Here is a 13924-nt window from a genome sequence, read left to right on the forward strand (position 1 = left end):
ACCGGGGCGGGTCGGACGGGACCGACCCCGGGCCGTGCCCGCCCGGGGGTCCGTGACTTAGCATCCGTGGCATGACCGACGGTACGAATCCCCCGAGCCACCCGCAGCCCGAGCCCGCCCACGGGAGCGGCGGATACGGGTTCCCGCCGGGACCGCCCGCACAGGGCGGCTACGGCTACCCGTCCTCCGCCGGAAGCTACGGCTACCCACCGGCCGGGCAGCAGCCGAACCCGTACCAGCAGCAGGACCCCTACCAGCAGGACGCGTACCAGCAGGACCCGTACCAGCAGCAGGACGCGGGCGGCGGTCAGCAGTGGTCTCCGGCTCCGGCCCAGCCGGGCTTCACGAGGCTGGCCGGTCCGGACCTGCCCGGCGCGTCCGAGCAGGTCGACTGGGATGCCATGGCCGACCGCTCCGCGGCCGAGCGGCGCAAGAAGCGGCTGTGGATGCTCGGCGGCGGCATAACCGTCCTCGCGCTGCTGGCCGGCGGCGGAACGTTCTTCCTGCTGGGCGGCGACGACGGGGGCCAGCCGGACGCCCAGCCCACGACCTCCGCCTCGCCCGAGCCGGAGGACTCGAAGTCGCCGGGCGCCTACACCGCCACCGTCGCGGGTGACGACACCCTGCTGCGCGACAGCTACGGCAGCATGGGCATGCGGCTCGGCCCCGATCTCAAGGTCGGCCCGCTGGGCAAGCGGTTCCAGGTCGTGGGCCGGGGCAACGCGAACTCGTGGGCGCAGTCCGCGGAGCCGGTCGTGGACGTGACGAAGAGCTTCACCCTGACGGCGCGGGCCTACAACTCCGCCGCCAAGGGCTCGCGGATCGTCATGAGCCAGGGCGACGGGGAGTCGTTCTCCTTCGAGCTCGGCGTGAACGAGGTCAACGGCAAGCAGGCCTGGATCTTCCGCGTGCAGACGGGCGACAAGGGCGCCGCGGCCACCACGCGGACCGTCACCGCCGAGGGGCTCAACATGGTGAAGACCCCCACGCTGCTGATGGCCACCTACGACGCCGAGAAAAAAGCCATCGCCCTCTACGTGGACGGCAAGAAGGCCGGCGAGACCCCGGTGCCGCCCATCTGGCAGGCCCCCGGTCCGTTCCAGCTCGGCCGGTCCAAGCACCACAACATCTGGACCGGTCCGTGGCAGGGCGCCCTGCACAACATCAAGGTCTACAACATGGCCTTCACGGCGGAGCAGGCGGCCGGGTACAAGGAGGGGAAGCTCGCACCAGCGCCGAAGCCGACCCATGCCTGGCTGCTCACCTGATCGGTGAGCAGGGCGGGTCGGCCGGTACGACGTGCGCCGCGGGGGCGGCGGTCGAGAAGGGTCAGGCAGGCCTGACTGTGGGGCGCGTCGGACGCGTCAGACGGTGACGCCGTTGGTGCGCAGGAAGGCCACCGGGTTGACGGCGGAGCCGTAGTTCGGGGTGGTGCGGATCTCGAAGTGCAGGTGCGGGCCGCTGGAGTTGCCGGTGTTGCCGGACAGGGCGATGCGCTGCGAGGCCTTGACCTTCTGGCCGACCTTGACCTGGATCTTCGAGAGGTGCGCGTACTGCGAGTACGTGTTGTTGGCGTGCTTGACCACGATGGCGTTGCCGTACGCGGGACCGTCGCCGCCGCCGTTCGGGCCGGCCTTGACGATGACGCCGGCGGCCGCGGCCTTGACCGGGGTGCCGACCGGGACGGCGAAGTCCTGGCCGGAGTGCTTGTGGGACCACATGTTGCCGCCCTTGCCGAAGGTGGCGGACAGCGTGTACTTCTCCAGCGGCTTGTCCCAGAGACCGGTCTTCGAGGCGCCCGCGGCACCGGCCGAGCCGGCCGCCTTGGCGGAGACGGCGGTCTGCGGGGCGTCTGCGAACGCGGCGGTCGTGCCCGCCCCGAGGGCCAGCACCGCACCGAGAGCGGTGGTGCCGACAGCGATACGGGTACGACGGGTGTTGACGCGCTTCGCGAACATGTGCAGACCTCCGGGGCCGGGGACAAGGGGGGTTTCACGCCTGTAAGAGGCATGAAGTGACCCGGCACGATGAAGCGCGTGCCGGGCTTGGCTCATCCTTGGTAACCCGAGCCCCCGTACTTCCCCAAACCTCCCCATTACTACTCGAACTCGTAGCGAAGTCCGGGCTCTCCGACCTGTTGACGGCGGTTTTCCAGGGACGAAGGTCCCTCCCCGGGGTCCATTTGATCTACGAATCCACCTAGTACGTCCGATTTGTTCTGTGCGGCTTGTCACCGCACCCGGAACCCCGGCCCCACCGAAACCAGAGCCGATTGAGGCCCACGTCACTGGGCTCCAGCGGCTCGCGCACTGCCTGGAGCGCACCGGCCTGCTGCGGGCCCCGACGGAGGGCGCCGTCGAGTTCGTCCACCGCGCCTTCCAGGACTTCCCCGGGGGCCCTGGCGGCCCTGGACGAGGGCGGCGTCGGCGAGCCGACCGGCCACGCGGAGCTCCACCTGCCCCGCACATCGGCGTGACCCACTCGTAGGGACCGCCCACGGAAAAAGGGGCGGCCCCGGAACCCTTCGGTTCCGGGGCCGCCCCTTTGGCGCTCGGCCGCGCTTACGCGCCCTTCGACAGGTCCGGGCCGGAGCCCGTGGCCTCGATCGGGGGAAGGTCCGGCAGGGCCGCCTTCTCCTCGCCGCGGAAGGTGAACTTGGCTTCCTCGCCCTCACCCTCCTTGCCGACGACCACGATGTGACCGGGACGCAGCTCGCCGAAGAGGATCTTCTCCGACAGGATGTCCTCGATCTCGCGCTGGATGGTCCGGCGCAGCGGCCGGGCACCCATGATCGGGTCGTAGCCGCGCTTGGCGAGCAGGAGCTTCGCGTCGCCGCTCAGCTCGATGCCCATGTCGCGGTCCTTCAGGCGCTCGTCCACCTTGGCGATCATCAGGTCGACGATCTGGACGATGTCTTCCTCGGTGAGCTGGTGGAAGACGACCGTGTCGTCGACACGGTTGAGGAACTCGGGCCGGAAGTGCTGCTTGAGCTCTTCGTTGACCTTCGCCTTCATCCGGTCGTATCCGGTCTTGGTGTCGCCCTGGGCCGCGAAGCCCAGGTTGAAGCCCTTCGAGATGTCCCGGGTACCCAGGTTGGTCGTCATGATGATGACCGTGTTCTTGAAGTCCACGACCCGGCCCTGGGAGTCGGTCAGACGACCGTCCTCCAGGATCTGGAGAAGGGAATTGAAGATATCCGGGTGGGCCTTCTCGACCTCGTCGAAGAGGACGACGGAGAACGGCTTCCGGCGCACCTTCTCGGTGAGCTGGCCGCCCTCTTCGTAGCCCACGTAGCCGGGGGGCGAACCGAAGAGACGCGAAACCGTGTGCTTCTCGCTGAACTCCGACATGTCGAGGGAGATCAGCGCGTCCTCGTCGCCGAAGAGGAATTCGGCGAGCGTCTTGGAGAGCTCGGTCTTACCGACACCGGACGGACCGGCGAAGATGAACGAGCCACCCGGGCGCTTCGGGTCCTTCAGACCCGCACGGGTACGGCGGATCGCCTGGGAGAGCGCCTTGATGGCGTCCTTCTGGCCGATGACCCGACGGTGGAGCTCGTCCTCCATGCGGAGCAGTCGCGAGGACTCCTCCTCGGTGAGCTTGAAGACGGGAATGCCGGTCGCGGTCGCGAGGACTTCGGCGATGAGCTCGCCGTCGACCTCGGCGACGACGTCCATGTCGCCGGCCTTCCATTCCTTCTCGCGCTTGGTCTTCGCTGCCAGCAGCTGCTTCTCCTTGTCGCGGAGAGAGGCTGCCTTCTCGAAGTCCTGGGAGTCGATGGCCGACTCCTTGTCGCGGCGCACGCCCGCGATCTTCTCGTCGAACTCGCGGAGGTCCGGCGGCGCGGTCATCCGGCGGATGCGCATCCTGGAGCCGGCCTCGTCGATCAGGTCGATCGCCTTGTCCGGGAGGAAGCGGTCCGAGATGTACCGATCCGCCAGCGTCGCCGCCTGGACGAGGGCCTCGTCCGTGATGGAGACGCGGTGGTGGGCCTCGTAGCGGTCGCGCAGGCCCTTGAGGATCTCGATCGTGTGGGGGAGGGAAGGCTCCGCCACCTGGATCGGCTGGAAGCGGCGCTCAAGAGCCGCGTCCTTCTCGAGGTGCTTGCGGTACTCGTCGAGCGTCGTGGCACCGATGGTCTGGAGCTCACCACGGGCCAGCATGGGCTTGAGAATGCTGGCGGCGTCGATCGCGCCCTCGGCGGCACCCGCACCCACGAGGGTGTGGAGCTCGTCGATGAACAGGATGATGTCGCCGCGGGTGCGGATCTCCTTGAGCACCTTCTTCAGGCGCTCCTCGAAGTCACCGCGGTAGCGGGAACCCGCGACCAGGGCGCCGAGGTCAAGCGTGTAGAGGTGCTTGTCCTTCAGCGTCTCGGGAACCTCGCCCTTGACGATCGCCTGGGCCAGGCCCTCGACGACGGCGGTCTTGCCGACGCCGGGCTCGCCGATGAGGACCGGGTTGTTCTTCGTACGGCGGGACAGCACCTGCATGACCCGCTCGATCTCCTTCTCGCGCCCGATGACCGGGTCGAGCTTGGATTCGCGGGCCGCCTGGGTGAGGTTGCGGCCGAACTGGTCCAGGACGAGCGAGGTCGAGGGCGTGCCCTCGGCCGGCCCGCCGGCCGTGGCCGACTCCTTGCCTCCACCGGTGTAGCCGGAGAGCAGCTGGATGACCTGCTGCCGGACTCGGTTGAGATCGGCACCCAGCTTCACGAGGACCTGGGCGGCGACGCCCTCGCCCTCGCGGATCAGGCCGAGCAGGATGTGCTCGGTGCCGATGTAGTTGTGGCCGAGCTGGAGGGCCTCTCGGAGCGAAAGCTCCAGGACCTTCTTCGCCCGCGGGGTGAAGGGGATGTGGCCGGACGGGGCCTGCTGCCCCTGACCGATGATCTCCTCAACCTGCTGGCGAACAGCCTCGAGCGAAATCCCGAGGCTCTCCAGGGCCTTAGCGGCGACACCCTCACCCTCGTGGATCAAGCCCAGGAGGATGTGCTCGGTGCCGATGTAGTTGTGGTTGAGCATCCGGGCTTCTTCCTGAGCCAGGACGACAACCCGCCGCGCGCGGTCGGTGAACCTCTCGAACATCGTTTATCGCTCCTCAGAGCGGTCGGGCAGTTCGGGGTCGGTCCCCGCCCTGTCCTTCCGCATGCTAGTCCCGCGGGGCGGGACAGCTCATTCCAACTGCCGACATCCGTCCACGGCTCACCCCTGCATCAGCGGGAAAACCGGCTTGAAGAGCCGACAACTGCTCCAACTCGATGGTGCGAGACGATGTTCCCGCAGGCCAGGCAGATACCCGTCATGCGTGTACGCCGACGGCGAACGGAGGCCCGTCAAATCAGCGTGTCGCCCCGATCCACTAGGAATGTCTTACCCGTAAGGACTGACACTCCATGCCGGTGGCACCGGTTCCCTCCGCTAAGGGCGAACACAGTTGCGTCCCGAATGCGGGACTCCGGCCATCATGGACGTTTACGTTCCGCATGGTGATGCGTGCGGTCTGTCACATTGAGCGTAACCCCGGGGCGTTTCGGAAGTTGCTCCGGACATGGCCGTAACCCTCCCGCCGTTCGCCCCGTCGCTCGTGCCGCCGCCCCGCACCGCGCCCGAGGAGGACGCGTACGCCTCCTGGTACGCAAGGACGCTCGGCTGGACCGTCACGGGCGGGCCGCCCGCCCTGCTCGCGACCGGGATCCGGTTCGACGTGCTGGAGCTGCCGTCCGACGCGGGAGCGGCACTGCTGCGCAGGCCGGTCGCCACGGGCCCGGTGGCGCTGATGGGGCGCCGGATGCGGTTCCTGGTCTCCGCGGGCAGCGCAGAGGAGCTGGAGGGGCTGCTCGACTGGCTGGAATGGGGCGGGGTCGCCCTCGATCTGACCGCCCTGGGTGCGGGTGGCCGGATCACCGCCCCGGCTCCCCCGGGGCTGCCCCCGGGAGAAAGCCCTCGGGGGGCCGCCGTGTGGCTGCGACCCCCCGAGCAGGGGTGTGAGGCACTGCTGCCGACCCTGCCCGGTCCCGGGCGGGCCGCCGGACCCGCTCGCGGGCCCGACCTCGTACGCCTGGTGGCGGCGGCGGCGACGGAATGCCACCGGGCGCGCCTGGGGCGGCGTACGACGGGGGTCCGTCAGCCCTTGGCCTTCTCGTAGGCCTCGCGGATCTCGGCCGGGACGCGACCGCGGTCGTTCACGTTGTAGTTGTTCTCCTTGGCCCACGCGCGGATCTCCGCGGTGTCCGGGTGACCGGTCGCCACCGAGCCGCGGCCCTTGGCGCGGGCGGCGGTGGCACGGCCACCGGTGCGGCGGCCGCCCTTGGTGTACGGGTCGAGCAGACCGCGGAGCTTTTCAGCGTTGGCGGTGGTGAGGTCGATCTCGTAGGTCTTGCCATCCAGAGCGAACGTCACCGTCTCGTCCGCCTCGCCACCGTCGAGGTCGTCGACAAGAAGGACCTGAACCTTCTGTGCCACCGGGATTTCCTTTCATCGAAAAGCAGTACGCGGAAAGGAAACCGCTTTTGCCTGGAAAACACAAACCCCCGGGGAGAGGTTCGAGACCGCAACAGGGCGGGAAACGTGCGCGATTCGGACATAGGCCACAGGTGCGCAGAGCGCCGGAAAAGCTGAGGCCATCGATCAGAGGTGCAGAAGCATCCGACTGTTGCCCAAGGTGTTCGGCTTCACTCGTTCGAGACCGAGGAACTCGGCGACACCCTCGTCATAGGAACGCAGGAGCTCCATGTACACATCGGTCTTGACCGGGGTCTCGCCGATCTCGACGAAGCCGTGCTTCGCGAAGAACTCGACTTCGAAGGTCAGGCAGAAAACCCGGCTCACCCCGAGCGTACGGGCGGTGCGCAACAACTGCTCCAGCACCTGATGCCCGACTCCGCCGCCCTTCAGGTCGCGGTCGACGGCGAGAGTGCGTACTTCGGCAAGGTCTTCCCACATCACGTGGAGAGCGCCGCAGCCGACGACCTGGCCGTCGGACTCGCGTTCCGCGACCCAGAACTCCTGGATGTCCTCGTAAAGGACGACCGGTGCTTTGTCGAGCAGGATCCGCTGCTGCACGTACTGGTCGAGGAGGCGGCGCAACGCGGGAACATCACGCGTGCGGGCACGGCGGATCGTCACTGTTTCTGCATGTGCAGTGGAAAACTCTCCCATGGCTGCGGACGCTATCGCCCCGGTGGCTCCGGGCGCTCGGCGGAGTCCCCTTCGGCCACGGGCGGAGCGGGAGGTTCGGCGACGGCGTCCGCGCCGGACTCGTCGTCGTGCTGCACGACGCGCACGGCGTCACGGAGAGCTTCGCGCTGTTCCGCGGACATCATGCCGAAGAAGGCGACGAGGGCGGCCGCCGGGCTGTCGCTCGTGGACCAGGCTTCGTTCATCAGCGCGGCCGAGTAGGCGGCGCGGGTGGAGACCGCCGTATATCGATAGGCGCGGCCTTCGGCTTCCCGCCGGACCCAGCCCTTCTGATGGAGATTGTCCATAACGGTCATCACCGTGGTGTACGCGATGGACCGTTCCTGCTGGAGGTCTTCCAGTACTTCTCGGACGGTGACCGGGCGGTTCCACTGCCACACCCGTGTCATGACGGCGTCTTCGAGATCTCCCAGTGGGCGAGGCACAACAGCACGATAGTGCGGCTTGTATGGAATTGCCCGACTATTCGCTCGGCAACGCGCCACGAAATCGGGCGCACGGCCGATGCGGCCGCGCGCCCTGAGGGGTTACTTCTGCTGCTGGGTGGCCTCGGCCCGGGCGAGCACGGCGTCGACCGCCGCGTCCTCCTTGGCCTTGTTGGCGCCGCCCTGGCTCTTCACGATCGTCACGACGAGAGCGATGAAGAACGCGGCCATCACGAAGGGGGGCACGAGCGCGGAGACGTAGTCCATGCCCCACAGCGTAGCTACCCGGCGGCCCGCCCGGCCGCCGGGGGCGGGGCGGGCTTGCGGCGCGGCGGGAACACCTCACCGGGCGTGGGGATCGGCCGCTCGGGGCGCGGCTGCTCCTCGGGGTGCGGTGCGGGGCGCGGCGGCTGCTCGTCCTTCTCCTTGCCGCCGGCGCCCTTGCCTCCGGTCTCCTTGCCGCCGGCCAGCGCCAGCAGCCGGGTCCGGGGCGCCGGGGCGGTCGACAGCCGCCGGCGTACGGAGCGCTCCGCGACGGCCCGGACCCGCTCCAGCAGTGCCGCGGCGACCGGATTGGCGCGGAGCGCGCGCAGGGCGGCGAGGTCGTCGGGCTCCGGTTCGTACCCGGCGGCCAGGGCGTCCTGCAACAGATCCAGGTAGCCGGACAGACTGCCGGGCAGGGCGCCTCGGTAGCGCACGAGGTCCTCGAGGAGGAACGCTCTGAGCCGGCCCGCCTCCAGGACCGCGTCGTCCACCGATTGCGCGAGGCGCAGGCAGTCCTGGACCTCCTCGGCCGCCAGGGGGGCCGAGGAGGACTGAAGGGCGTGGGCGAGAAGACGCCTGAGCAGGTGCAGCTCAGCGGCGCTGAACGCCATGCCGCCGCGGGATCCGTAGGGCGTGGGCATGGGGCCGAAGATACGCGCTAATCGGACAAAATCCCCTGATCGTGGGCACGGCGCGGCGCGGCGGGTCCCTCGGCCGGCCCCTCGGCCGGTCTCTCAGCCGGTCTCTCGGCCGGTCTCTCAGCCGGTCTCTTTGATCGCGCGCAGGAAATCGGCCCAGGCGGCCTGGGTGGTGGCGAGCACGAGGTGGGCGGGGTCGGCGCGGTCGGCGACCTTGACGAGGGCCCCGGGGGCGGTGGCGACGTATACGCAGGCGTCGCCCTCGCTGCAGAACGAGGACTTCCGCCACGCGGGCCGAGTGGTCATGGTGTCTCCTCCGGGCGCGGTAGCCGGTCATTGCCGTGAAGGGACGGTAGCGCCGTGGCCGGTCCTCGCTGGTGACTTTCCGGAATTAGGTGTTTCCCGGGCACTTCGCTCCCGGGGTGCGGGCCGCCCCGCGGCGGGCCGTGCAGCAGCGGCCCGGGCAGCGGCGGCCCGCCCGGCTGCGTCAGATCCGGGCCACGAAGGCCGAGACCGCTTCGTGGACGTCGGATTCCGTCCAGGACAGGCCCGGCTCCGTGATGTCGAGTTCCGTCACCGCCAGGCCCGGCGGCCCCTCCGCGGACCAGCGGCGGAAGAGGACCGTGCCCGTCTCCTCCGCCTGGCGCAGGCCCGCCTCCGTCAGCCGGTCCGCCTCGTACGGGAGCCACACCTGGAACTGGTGCGTGTGCGGCTCCTCCGGATTGATCCGGGCCCACGGGACCCCCGAGTCCGCGAACGCCGACCGCAGCGCCCCGGCCACCATCCGCGCCTGGGCTACGTACGACGGCAGCCTCGGCAGTTCCCGTTCCAGTCCGGCCAGCGCGGACAGGGCCTGCGGGAACTGCCGGAAGATCTGGCCGCCGTAGCGGTGGCGCCAGACCCGGGTCTCCTCCACGAACTCCCGCGGCCCCGCCAGCGCCGCCCCGCTCAGCCCGCCGAGTGACTTGTAGAACGAGACGTAGACCGAGTCCGCGAGGCCCGCGATCTCCGGCAGCGTGCGCCCGAAGTGGACGGTGGACTCCCACAGCCGGGCCCCGTCGAAGTGGACGACCGCGTCCCGCTCCCGGGCCGCGTCCGTCAGCGCCTCCAGCTCCTCCCAGGTGGGCAGCAGGAAGCCCGCGTCCCGCAGCGGCAGCTCCACCATCAGCGTGCCGAAGGGCTCCCCCATCGAGGCGACCTCCTCGGCCGACGGCTGGCGCGCCTCCGTCGTCGGGTGCGCCACCCGCAGTCCGGAGACCGCCGACAGGGCGTCCCCCTCCCAGCGCTCCGGATGGCTCATCGGGTGCAGCGCCACCACCGGGTTCCCGGTCCGGGCCGCCCAGCACCGCAGCGCGATCTGCTGCGCCATCGTCCCGCTGGGGAAGAACGCCGCGTCCTGCGTCCCCAGCAGCTCCGCGACCCTGCGCTCCAGCGCGGCGACGACCCCGTCGCCGTAGACGTCGGCCGGGCCGTCGAGGTCGTAGGGGGCCTCGGCGAGGGAGCCGAGCAGCTCCCCCACCGTGGGCTCCAGCAGGCTGCGGGACAGCCGCCGGCCCGCCCCTCGCCAGGCCGCGACCAGCCGCTTCGTACGTTCGGTGTCCTCGCTTTTGTCACTCATGAGGACAGATCCTCGCCCCCGTCGCCGCCGACCGGCCAGCAGCCCCAGGAGCTAGCATGGCGGCGTATCGTCCGGTACCCCCCGCGGACTGGAACGGAAGGGCCCTCCCCGCGTGAATCCATCACAGCCGCCACGCCCTGCCCGGCTCGCCGTCGGCGTCGTCGGAGCCGGCCGCGTCGGTCCCGCCCTGGCGCGCGCGCTCCAGCAGGCCGGACACCGGCCGGTCGCCGTCTCCGGTGTCTCCGACACCTCCGTGCGACGGGCCGCCCGGATGCTGCCCGACGTACCGCTCGTGCCGCCCGCGCAGGTGCTGGAGCTGGCCGACCTGGTGCTGCTCACCGTCCCCGACGACACGCTGCCGTCCCTCGTGGAGGGCCTCGCCGAGACCGGCGCGGTCCGGCCCGGACAGCTCCTCGTGCACACCTCCGGCCGGTACGGGACCTCCGTGCTCGACCCGGCGCGCCGCGCGGGCGCCCTGCCGCTGGCCCTGCACCCGGCGATGACCTTCACCGGCACCGAGGTCGACGTGCAGCGGCTCGCCGGCTGCTCCTTCGGCGTCACCGCTCCCGACGAGCTGCGCCTGGCAGCCGAGGCCCTGGTCATCGAGATGGGCGGGGAGCCCGAGTGGATCGCGGAGGAGAACCGGCCGCTCTACCACGCGGCCCTCGCCCTCGGCGCGAACCACCTGGTCACGCTGGTCGCCCAGTCGATGGAACTGCTGGCCGAGGCCGGGGTGGAACACCCCGACCGGATGCTCGGCCCGCTGCTCGGCGCGGCCCTCGACAACGCCCTGCGCTCCGGCGACGCCGCCCTGACCGGGCCGGTGGCCCGCGGCGACGCCGGGACGGTCGCCGCGCACGTCTCGGAGCTGCGCCGGCACGCGCCCGGCACCGTCGCCGGATACCTGGCGATGGCCCGCGCCACCGCGGACCGGGCCCTCGCGCACGGTCTGCTCAAGCCCGAACTCGCCGAGGACCTGCTCGGTGTGCTCGCCGACACGGAGTCCGACGGGGGCGACCAGTGACCGACCTGCTGCTGCACACCGCCGAGGAGCTGCACAAGCTGCCGCGCACCGGCCGCCGTGCCGTGGTGATGACCATGGGCGCCCTCCACGAGGGGCACGCCACCTTGATCCGCACGGCCCGCGAGCAGGCCGGGCCGGGCGGCCAGGTCGTCGTCACCGTCTTCGTCAACCCGCTGCAGTTCGGGGCGGGCGAGGACCTCGACCGCTACCCCCGCACCCTCGACGCCGACCTGCGGATCGCCGAAGGGGCGGGCGCCGACGCGGTGTTCGCCCCCGCCGTCGACGAGGTCTACCCGGGCGGCGACCCGCAGGTGCGGATCACCGCAGGCCCGATGGGCGAGCGCCTCGAAGGGGCCACCCGCCCCGGGCACTTCGACGGGATGCTGACCGTCGTCGCCAAGCTGCTCCACCTCACCCGCCCCGACCTGGCCCTCTTCGGCCAGAAGGACGCGCAGCAACTGGCCCTGATCCGGCGGATGGTGACCGACCTGAACTTCCCCGTCGAGGTGGTCGGCGTACCGACCGTCCGCGAGGAGGACGGGCTCGCGCTGTCGTCCCGCAACCGCTACCTGTCGGCCGCCGAGCGGCACACCGCCCTGGCCCTGTCCCGCGCCCTGTTCGCCGGCCGCGACCGGCTCGCCGCGCAGGCGGCCCTGCGCGCCCGCGCCGAGGCCGCCCCGGCCAGCGACGAACGGGCCACCGCCCTGGCCCGGCTGGGCGAGATCCGAGCCTCCGCCGACGCGCACGCCGTCTCGGCGGCGGGCGCCGGACTGCCGGACGCCGTACGGGCCGCCGCGCTCCACATCCTGGAGGAGGCGGGCCGCCACGAGCCGCCGCTCGTGCTGGACTACCTGGCGCTGGTGGACCCGGCGGACTTCACCGAGACCGGTCAGGACTTCACCGGGCGGGCCGTGCTGGCCGTCGCCGCGAAGGTGGGCTCGACCCGGCTGATCGACAACATCCCATTGGAATTCGGAGCACACTCGTGAGCACCCCAGGCAGAGGCCCCGCAGGCAGCGCCGGCAGCGGCGGCGCAGACACGGCCGCGGGCACCGGTATACGGCTGCACGCGCCGGCCCCCGGCTGGTCCCTCGACGCCGATGTCGTGGTCGTCGGTTCCGGCGTGGCGGGCCTGACCGCGGCGCTGCGCTGCGCCGCCGGGGGCCGCCGTACCGTCGTGGTCACCAAGGCCCGGCTGGACGACGGCTCCACCCGCTGGGCCCAGGGCGGTATCGCCGCGGCCCTCGGCGAGGGCGACACCCCGGAACAGCACCTCGACGACACCCTGGTCGCGGGCGCGGGCCTGTGCGACGAGGAGGCCGTACGGCTGCTCGTCACCGAGGGCCCGGACGCCGTACGGCGGCTGATGGCCACCGGCGCCGTCTTCGACACCTCCACGGAGACCGGCGAGATAGAACTGACCCGCGAGGGTGGCCACCACCGCCGCCGGATCGCGCACGCGGGCGGCGACGCCACCGGCGCCGAGATCTCCCGGGCGCTCGTCGAGGCCGTCCAGGCCGCGGGCATCGAGACCGTCGAGAACGCCCTCGTACTGGACCTCCTGCAGGACGCGCAGGGCCGTACGGCCGGTGTCACCCTGCACGTCATGGGCGAGGGCCAGCACGACGGGGTCGGCGCCGTCCACGCGCCCGCCGTGATCCTCGCGACCGGCGGCATGGGCCAGGTCTTCTCCGCGACCACCAACCCGTCGGTGTCCACCGGCGACGGCGTGGCGCTGGCGCTGCGGGCCGGCGCCGAGGTCTCCGACCTCGAATTCGTGCAGTTCCACCCGACGGTGCTCTTCCTCGGCCCGGACGCCGAGGGGCAGCAGCCGCTGGTGTCGGAGGCGGTCCGCGGCGAGGGTGCGTACCTCGTCGACGCGGACGGCGTGCGCTTCATGCAGGGGCAGCACGAGCTCGCCGAGCTGGCGCCCCGTGACATCGTCGCCAAGGGCATCATGCGCCGCATGCAGGAGCAGGGCGCGCAGCACATGTACCTCGACGCCCGGCACTTCGGCGCGCAGATGTGGGAGCAGCGCTTCCCGACCATCCTGGCCGCCTGCCGCTCACACGGCATCGACCCGGTGACCGAGCCGATCCCGGTCGCGCCCGCCGCGCACTACGCGTCCGGCGGCGTCCGCACCGACCTGCAGGGGCGGACCACCGTCCCCGGTCTGTACGCCTGCGGCGAGGTCGCCTGCACCGGTGTGCACGGCGCGAACCGGCTGGCCTCCAACTCGCTGCTGGAAGGCCTGGTCTTCGCCGAGCGGATCGCCGAGGACATCGTCGCCGAGCGGCCCGCCGGCAGCGGCCCGGGCGTACCGGTCCCCGCGACCGGCCCGCTGCAGCCCGCCGGGGCCCGGTACGAGGTCCAGCGGATCATGACGGACGGCGCGGGCGTGCTCCGCTCCGCAGCGTCGCTGAACGCGGCCGCCGAGGCCCTCGAAGCGCTGTACGCCACCGCCCTGAACGATCTCGAAGCGCACGGCAAGACCGCCGAGCCGGGCGTGGACACCTGGGAGGCCACGAACCTGCTGTGCGTGGCACGGGTCCTGGTCGCCGCGGCGCAGCGGCGCGTGGAGACCCGCGGCTGCCACTGGCGCGAGGACCACCCCGAGCGGGACGATGCGCACTGGCGCCGCCACCTCGTCGTCCGGCTCTCCGCGACCGAGAAGCGCGCCCTGGTCGTCGTACCCACCGACTCCGCGGACTTCCCGTCCGTGCACCCCCTGAGCACCCCGAGCCTGGAGCAGTGAC

Annotated in this window: 14 protein-coding genes; 5 read left to right on the forward strand and 9 right to left on the reverse strand. The window is 71.2% G+C overall.

Annotated features, from left to right (window positions below):
* Positions 1-71 precede the first annotated feature (71 nt).
* Positions 72-1268: a LamG-like jellyroll fold domain-containing protein gene (locus tag OG373_RS18195; protein ID WP_405439242.1), complete on the forward strand. Its 1197-nt coding sequence runs from the start codon at positions 72-74 to the stop codon at positions 1266-1268.
* 96 nt (positions 1269-1364) lie between these two features.
* Here OG373_RS18195 and OG373_RS18200 read toward each other — a convergent pair whose 3' ends face one another.
* Together OG373_RS18200 and OG373_RS18205 are read right to left on the reverse strand one after the other, a co-directional pair.
* Positions 1365-1958 (reverse strand): M23 family metallopeptidase, encoded by a 594-nt coding sequence (locus OG373_RS18200; protein ID WP_405439243.1) that lies wholly within the window; start codon positions 1956-1958, stop codon positions 1365-1367.
* Positions 1959-2561: 603 nt separating this feature from the next.
* Positions 2562-5087 (reverse strand): ATP-dependent Clp protease ATP-binding subunit, encoded by a 2526-nt coding sequence (locus OG373_RS18205; protein ID WP_405439244.1) that lies wholly within the window; start codon positions 5085-5087, stop codon positions 2562-2564.
* Positions 5088-5550: 463 nt separating this feature from the next.
* Here OG373_RS18205 and OG373_RS18210 point away from each other — a divergent pair, with 463 nt between their 5' ends.
* Positions 5551-6147 carry an SCO3374 family protein gene (locus OG373_RS18210; protein ID WP_405439245.1) on the forward strand — a complete coding sequence of 199 codons (597 nt, stop codon included), beginning with the start codon at positions 5551-5553 and terminating at the stop codon, positions 6145-6147.
* Here OG373_RS18210 and OG373_RS18215 read toward each other — a convergent pair.
* The 7 genes from OG373_RS18215 to OG373_RS18245 form a co-directional block, all read right to left on the reverse strand.
* Positions 6126-6464 carry an Lsr2 family protein gene (locus tag OG373_RS18215; protein WP_053175663.1) on the reverse strand — a complete coding sequence of 113 codons (339 nt, stop codon included), beginning with the start codon at positions 6462-6464 and terminating at the stop codon, positions 6126-6128. The genes OG373_RS18210 and OG373_RS18215 overlap by 22 nt on opposite strands.
* Before the next feature lie 165 nt (positions 6465-6629).
* Entirely contained in the window at positions 6630-7160 is a 531-nt protein-coding gene (locus OG373_RS18220; protein WP_397739065.1) for an amino-acid N-acetyltransferase, read from the reverse strand.
* An 11-nt stretch (positions 7161-7171) separates the two neighbouring features.
* Positions 7172-7624: a BlaI/MecI/CopY family transcriptional regulator gene (locus tag OG373_RS18225; protein WP_405439246.1), complete on the reverse strand. Its 453-nt coding sequence runs from the start codon at positions 7622-7624 to the stop codon at positions 7172-7174.
* Between the two features lie 102 nt (positions 7625-7726).
* The gene (locus OG373_RS18230) at positions 7727-7891 is read right to left on the reverse strand and encodes a hypothetical protein (protein ID WP_184791606.1); all 165 of its coding nucleotides are present in this window, start codon (positions 7889-7891) and stop codon (positions 7727-7729) included.
* Between the two features lie 14 nt (positions 7892-7905).
* Positions 7906-8529 (reverse strand): hypothetical protein, encoded by a 624-nt coding sequence (locus tag OG373_RS18235; RefSeq protein ID WP_405439247.1) that lies wholly within the window; start codon positions 8527-8529, stop codon positions 7906-7908.
* 117 nt (positions 8530-8646) lie between these two features.
* A complete protein-coding gene (locus OG373_RS18240; RefSeq protein ID WP_405439248.1) occupies positions 8647-8832 on the reverse strand; it encodes a DUF397 domain-containing protein in 186 nt (61 codons plus the stop codon).
* 181 nt (positions 8833-9013) lie between these two features.
* Entirely contained in the window at positions 9014-10144 is a 1131-nt protein-coding gene (locus tag OG373_RS18245; RefSeq protein WP_405439249.1) for a threonine aldolase family protein, read from the reverse strand.
* A 112-nt stretch (positions 10145-10256) separates the two neighbouring features.
* Between OG373_RS18245 and OG373_RS18250 the strand changes: the two genes are divergently transcribed.
* From OG373_RS18250 to OG373_RS18260, 3 genes are all read left to right on the forward strand, one after another.
* Positions 10257-11168 (forward strand): Rossmann-like and DUF2520 domain-containing protein, encoded by a 912-nt coding sequence (locus OG373_RS18250; protein ID WP_397739056.1) that lies wholly within the window; start codon positions 10257-10259, stop codon positions 11166-11168.
* Positions 11165-12157, forward strand: coding sequence for a pantoate--beta-alanine ligase (gene panC / locus OG373_RS18255; RefSeq protein ID WP_405439250.1), 993 nt, complete (start codon positions 11165-11167; stop codon positions 12155-12157). The genes OG373_RS18250 and panC overlap by 4 nt, the downstream gene beginning before the upstream one ends.
* Positions 12158-12225: 68 nt before the next feature.
* Positions 12226-13923 (forward strand): L-aspartate oxidase, encoded by a 1698-nt coding sequence (locus OG373_RS18260; RefSeq protein ID WP_397739117.1) that lies wholly within the window; start codon positions 12226-12228, stop codon positions 13921-13923.
* Position 13924: the final 1 nt, after the last annotated feature.

The sequence above is a fragment of the Streptomyces avidinii genome (assembly GCF_045161815.1).
Lineage (GTDB): Bacteria > Actinomycetota > Actinomycetes > Streptomycetales > Streptomycetaceae > Streptomyces > Streptomyces avidinii.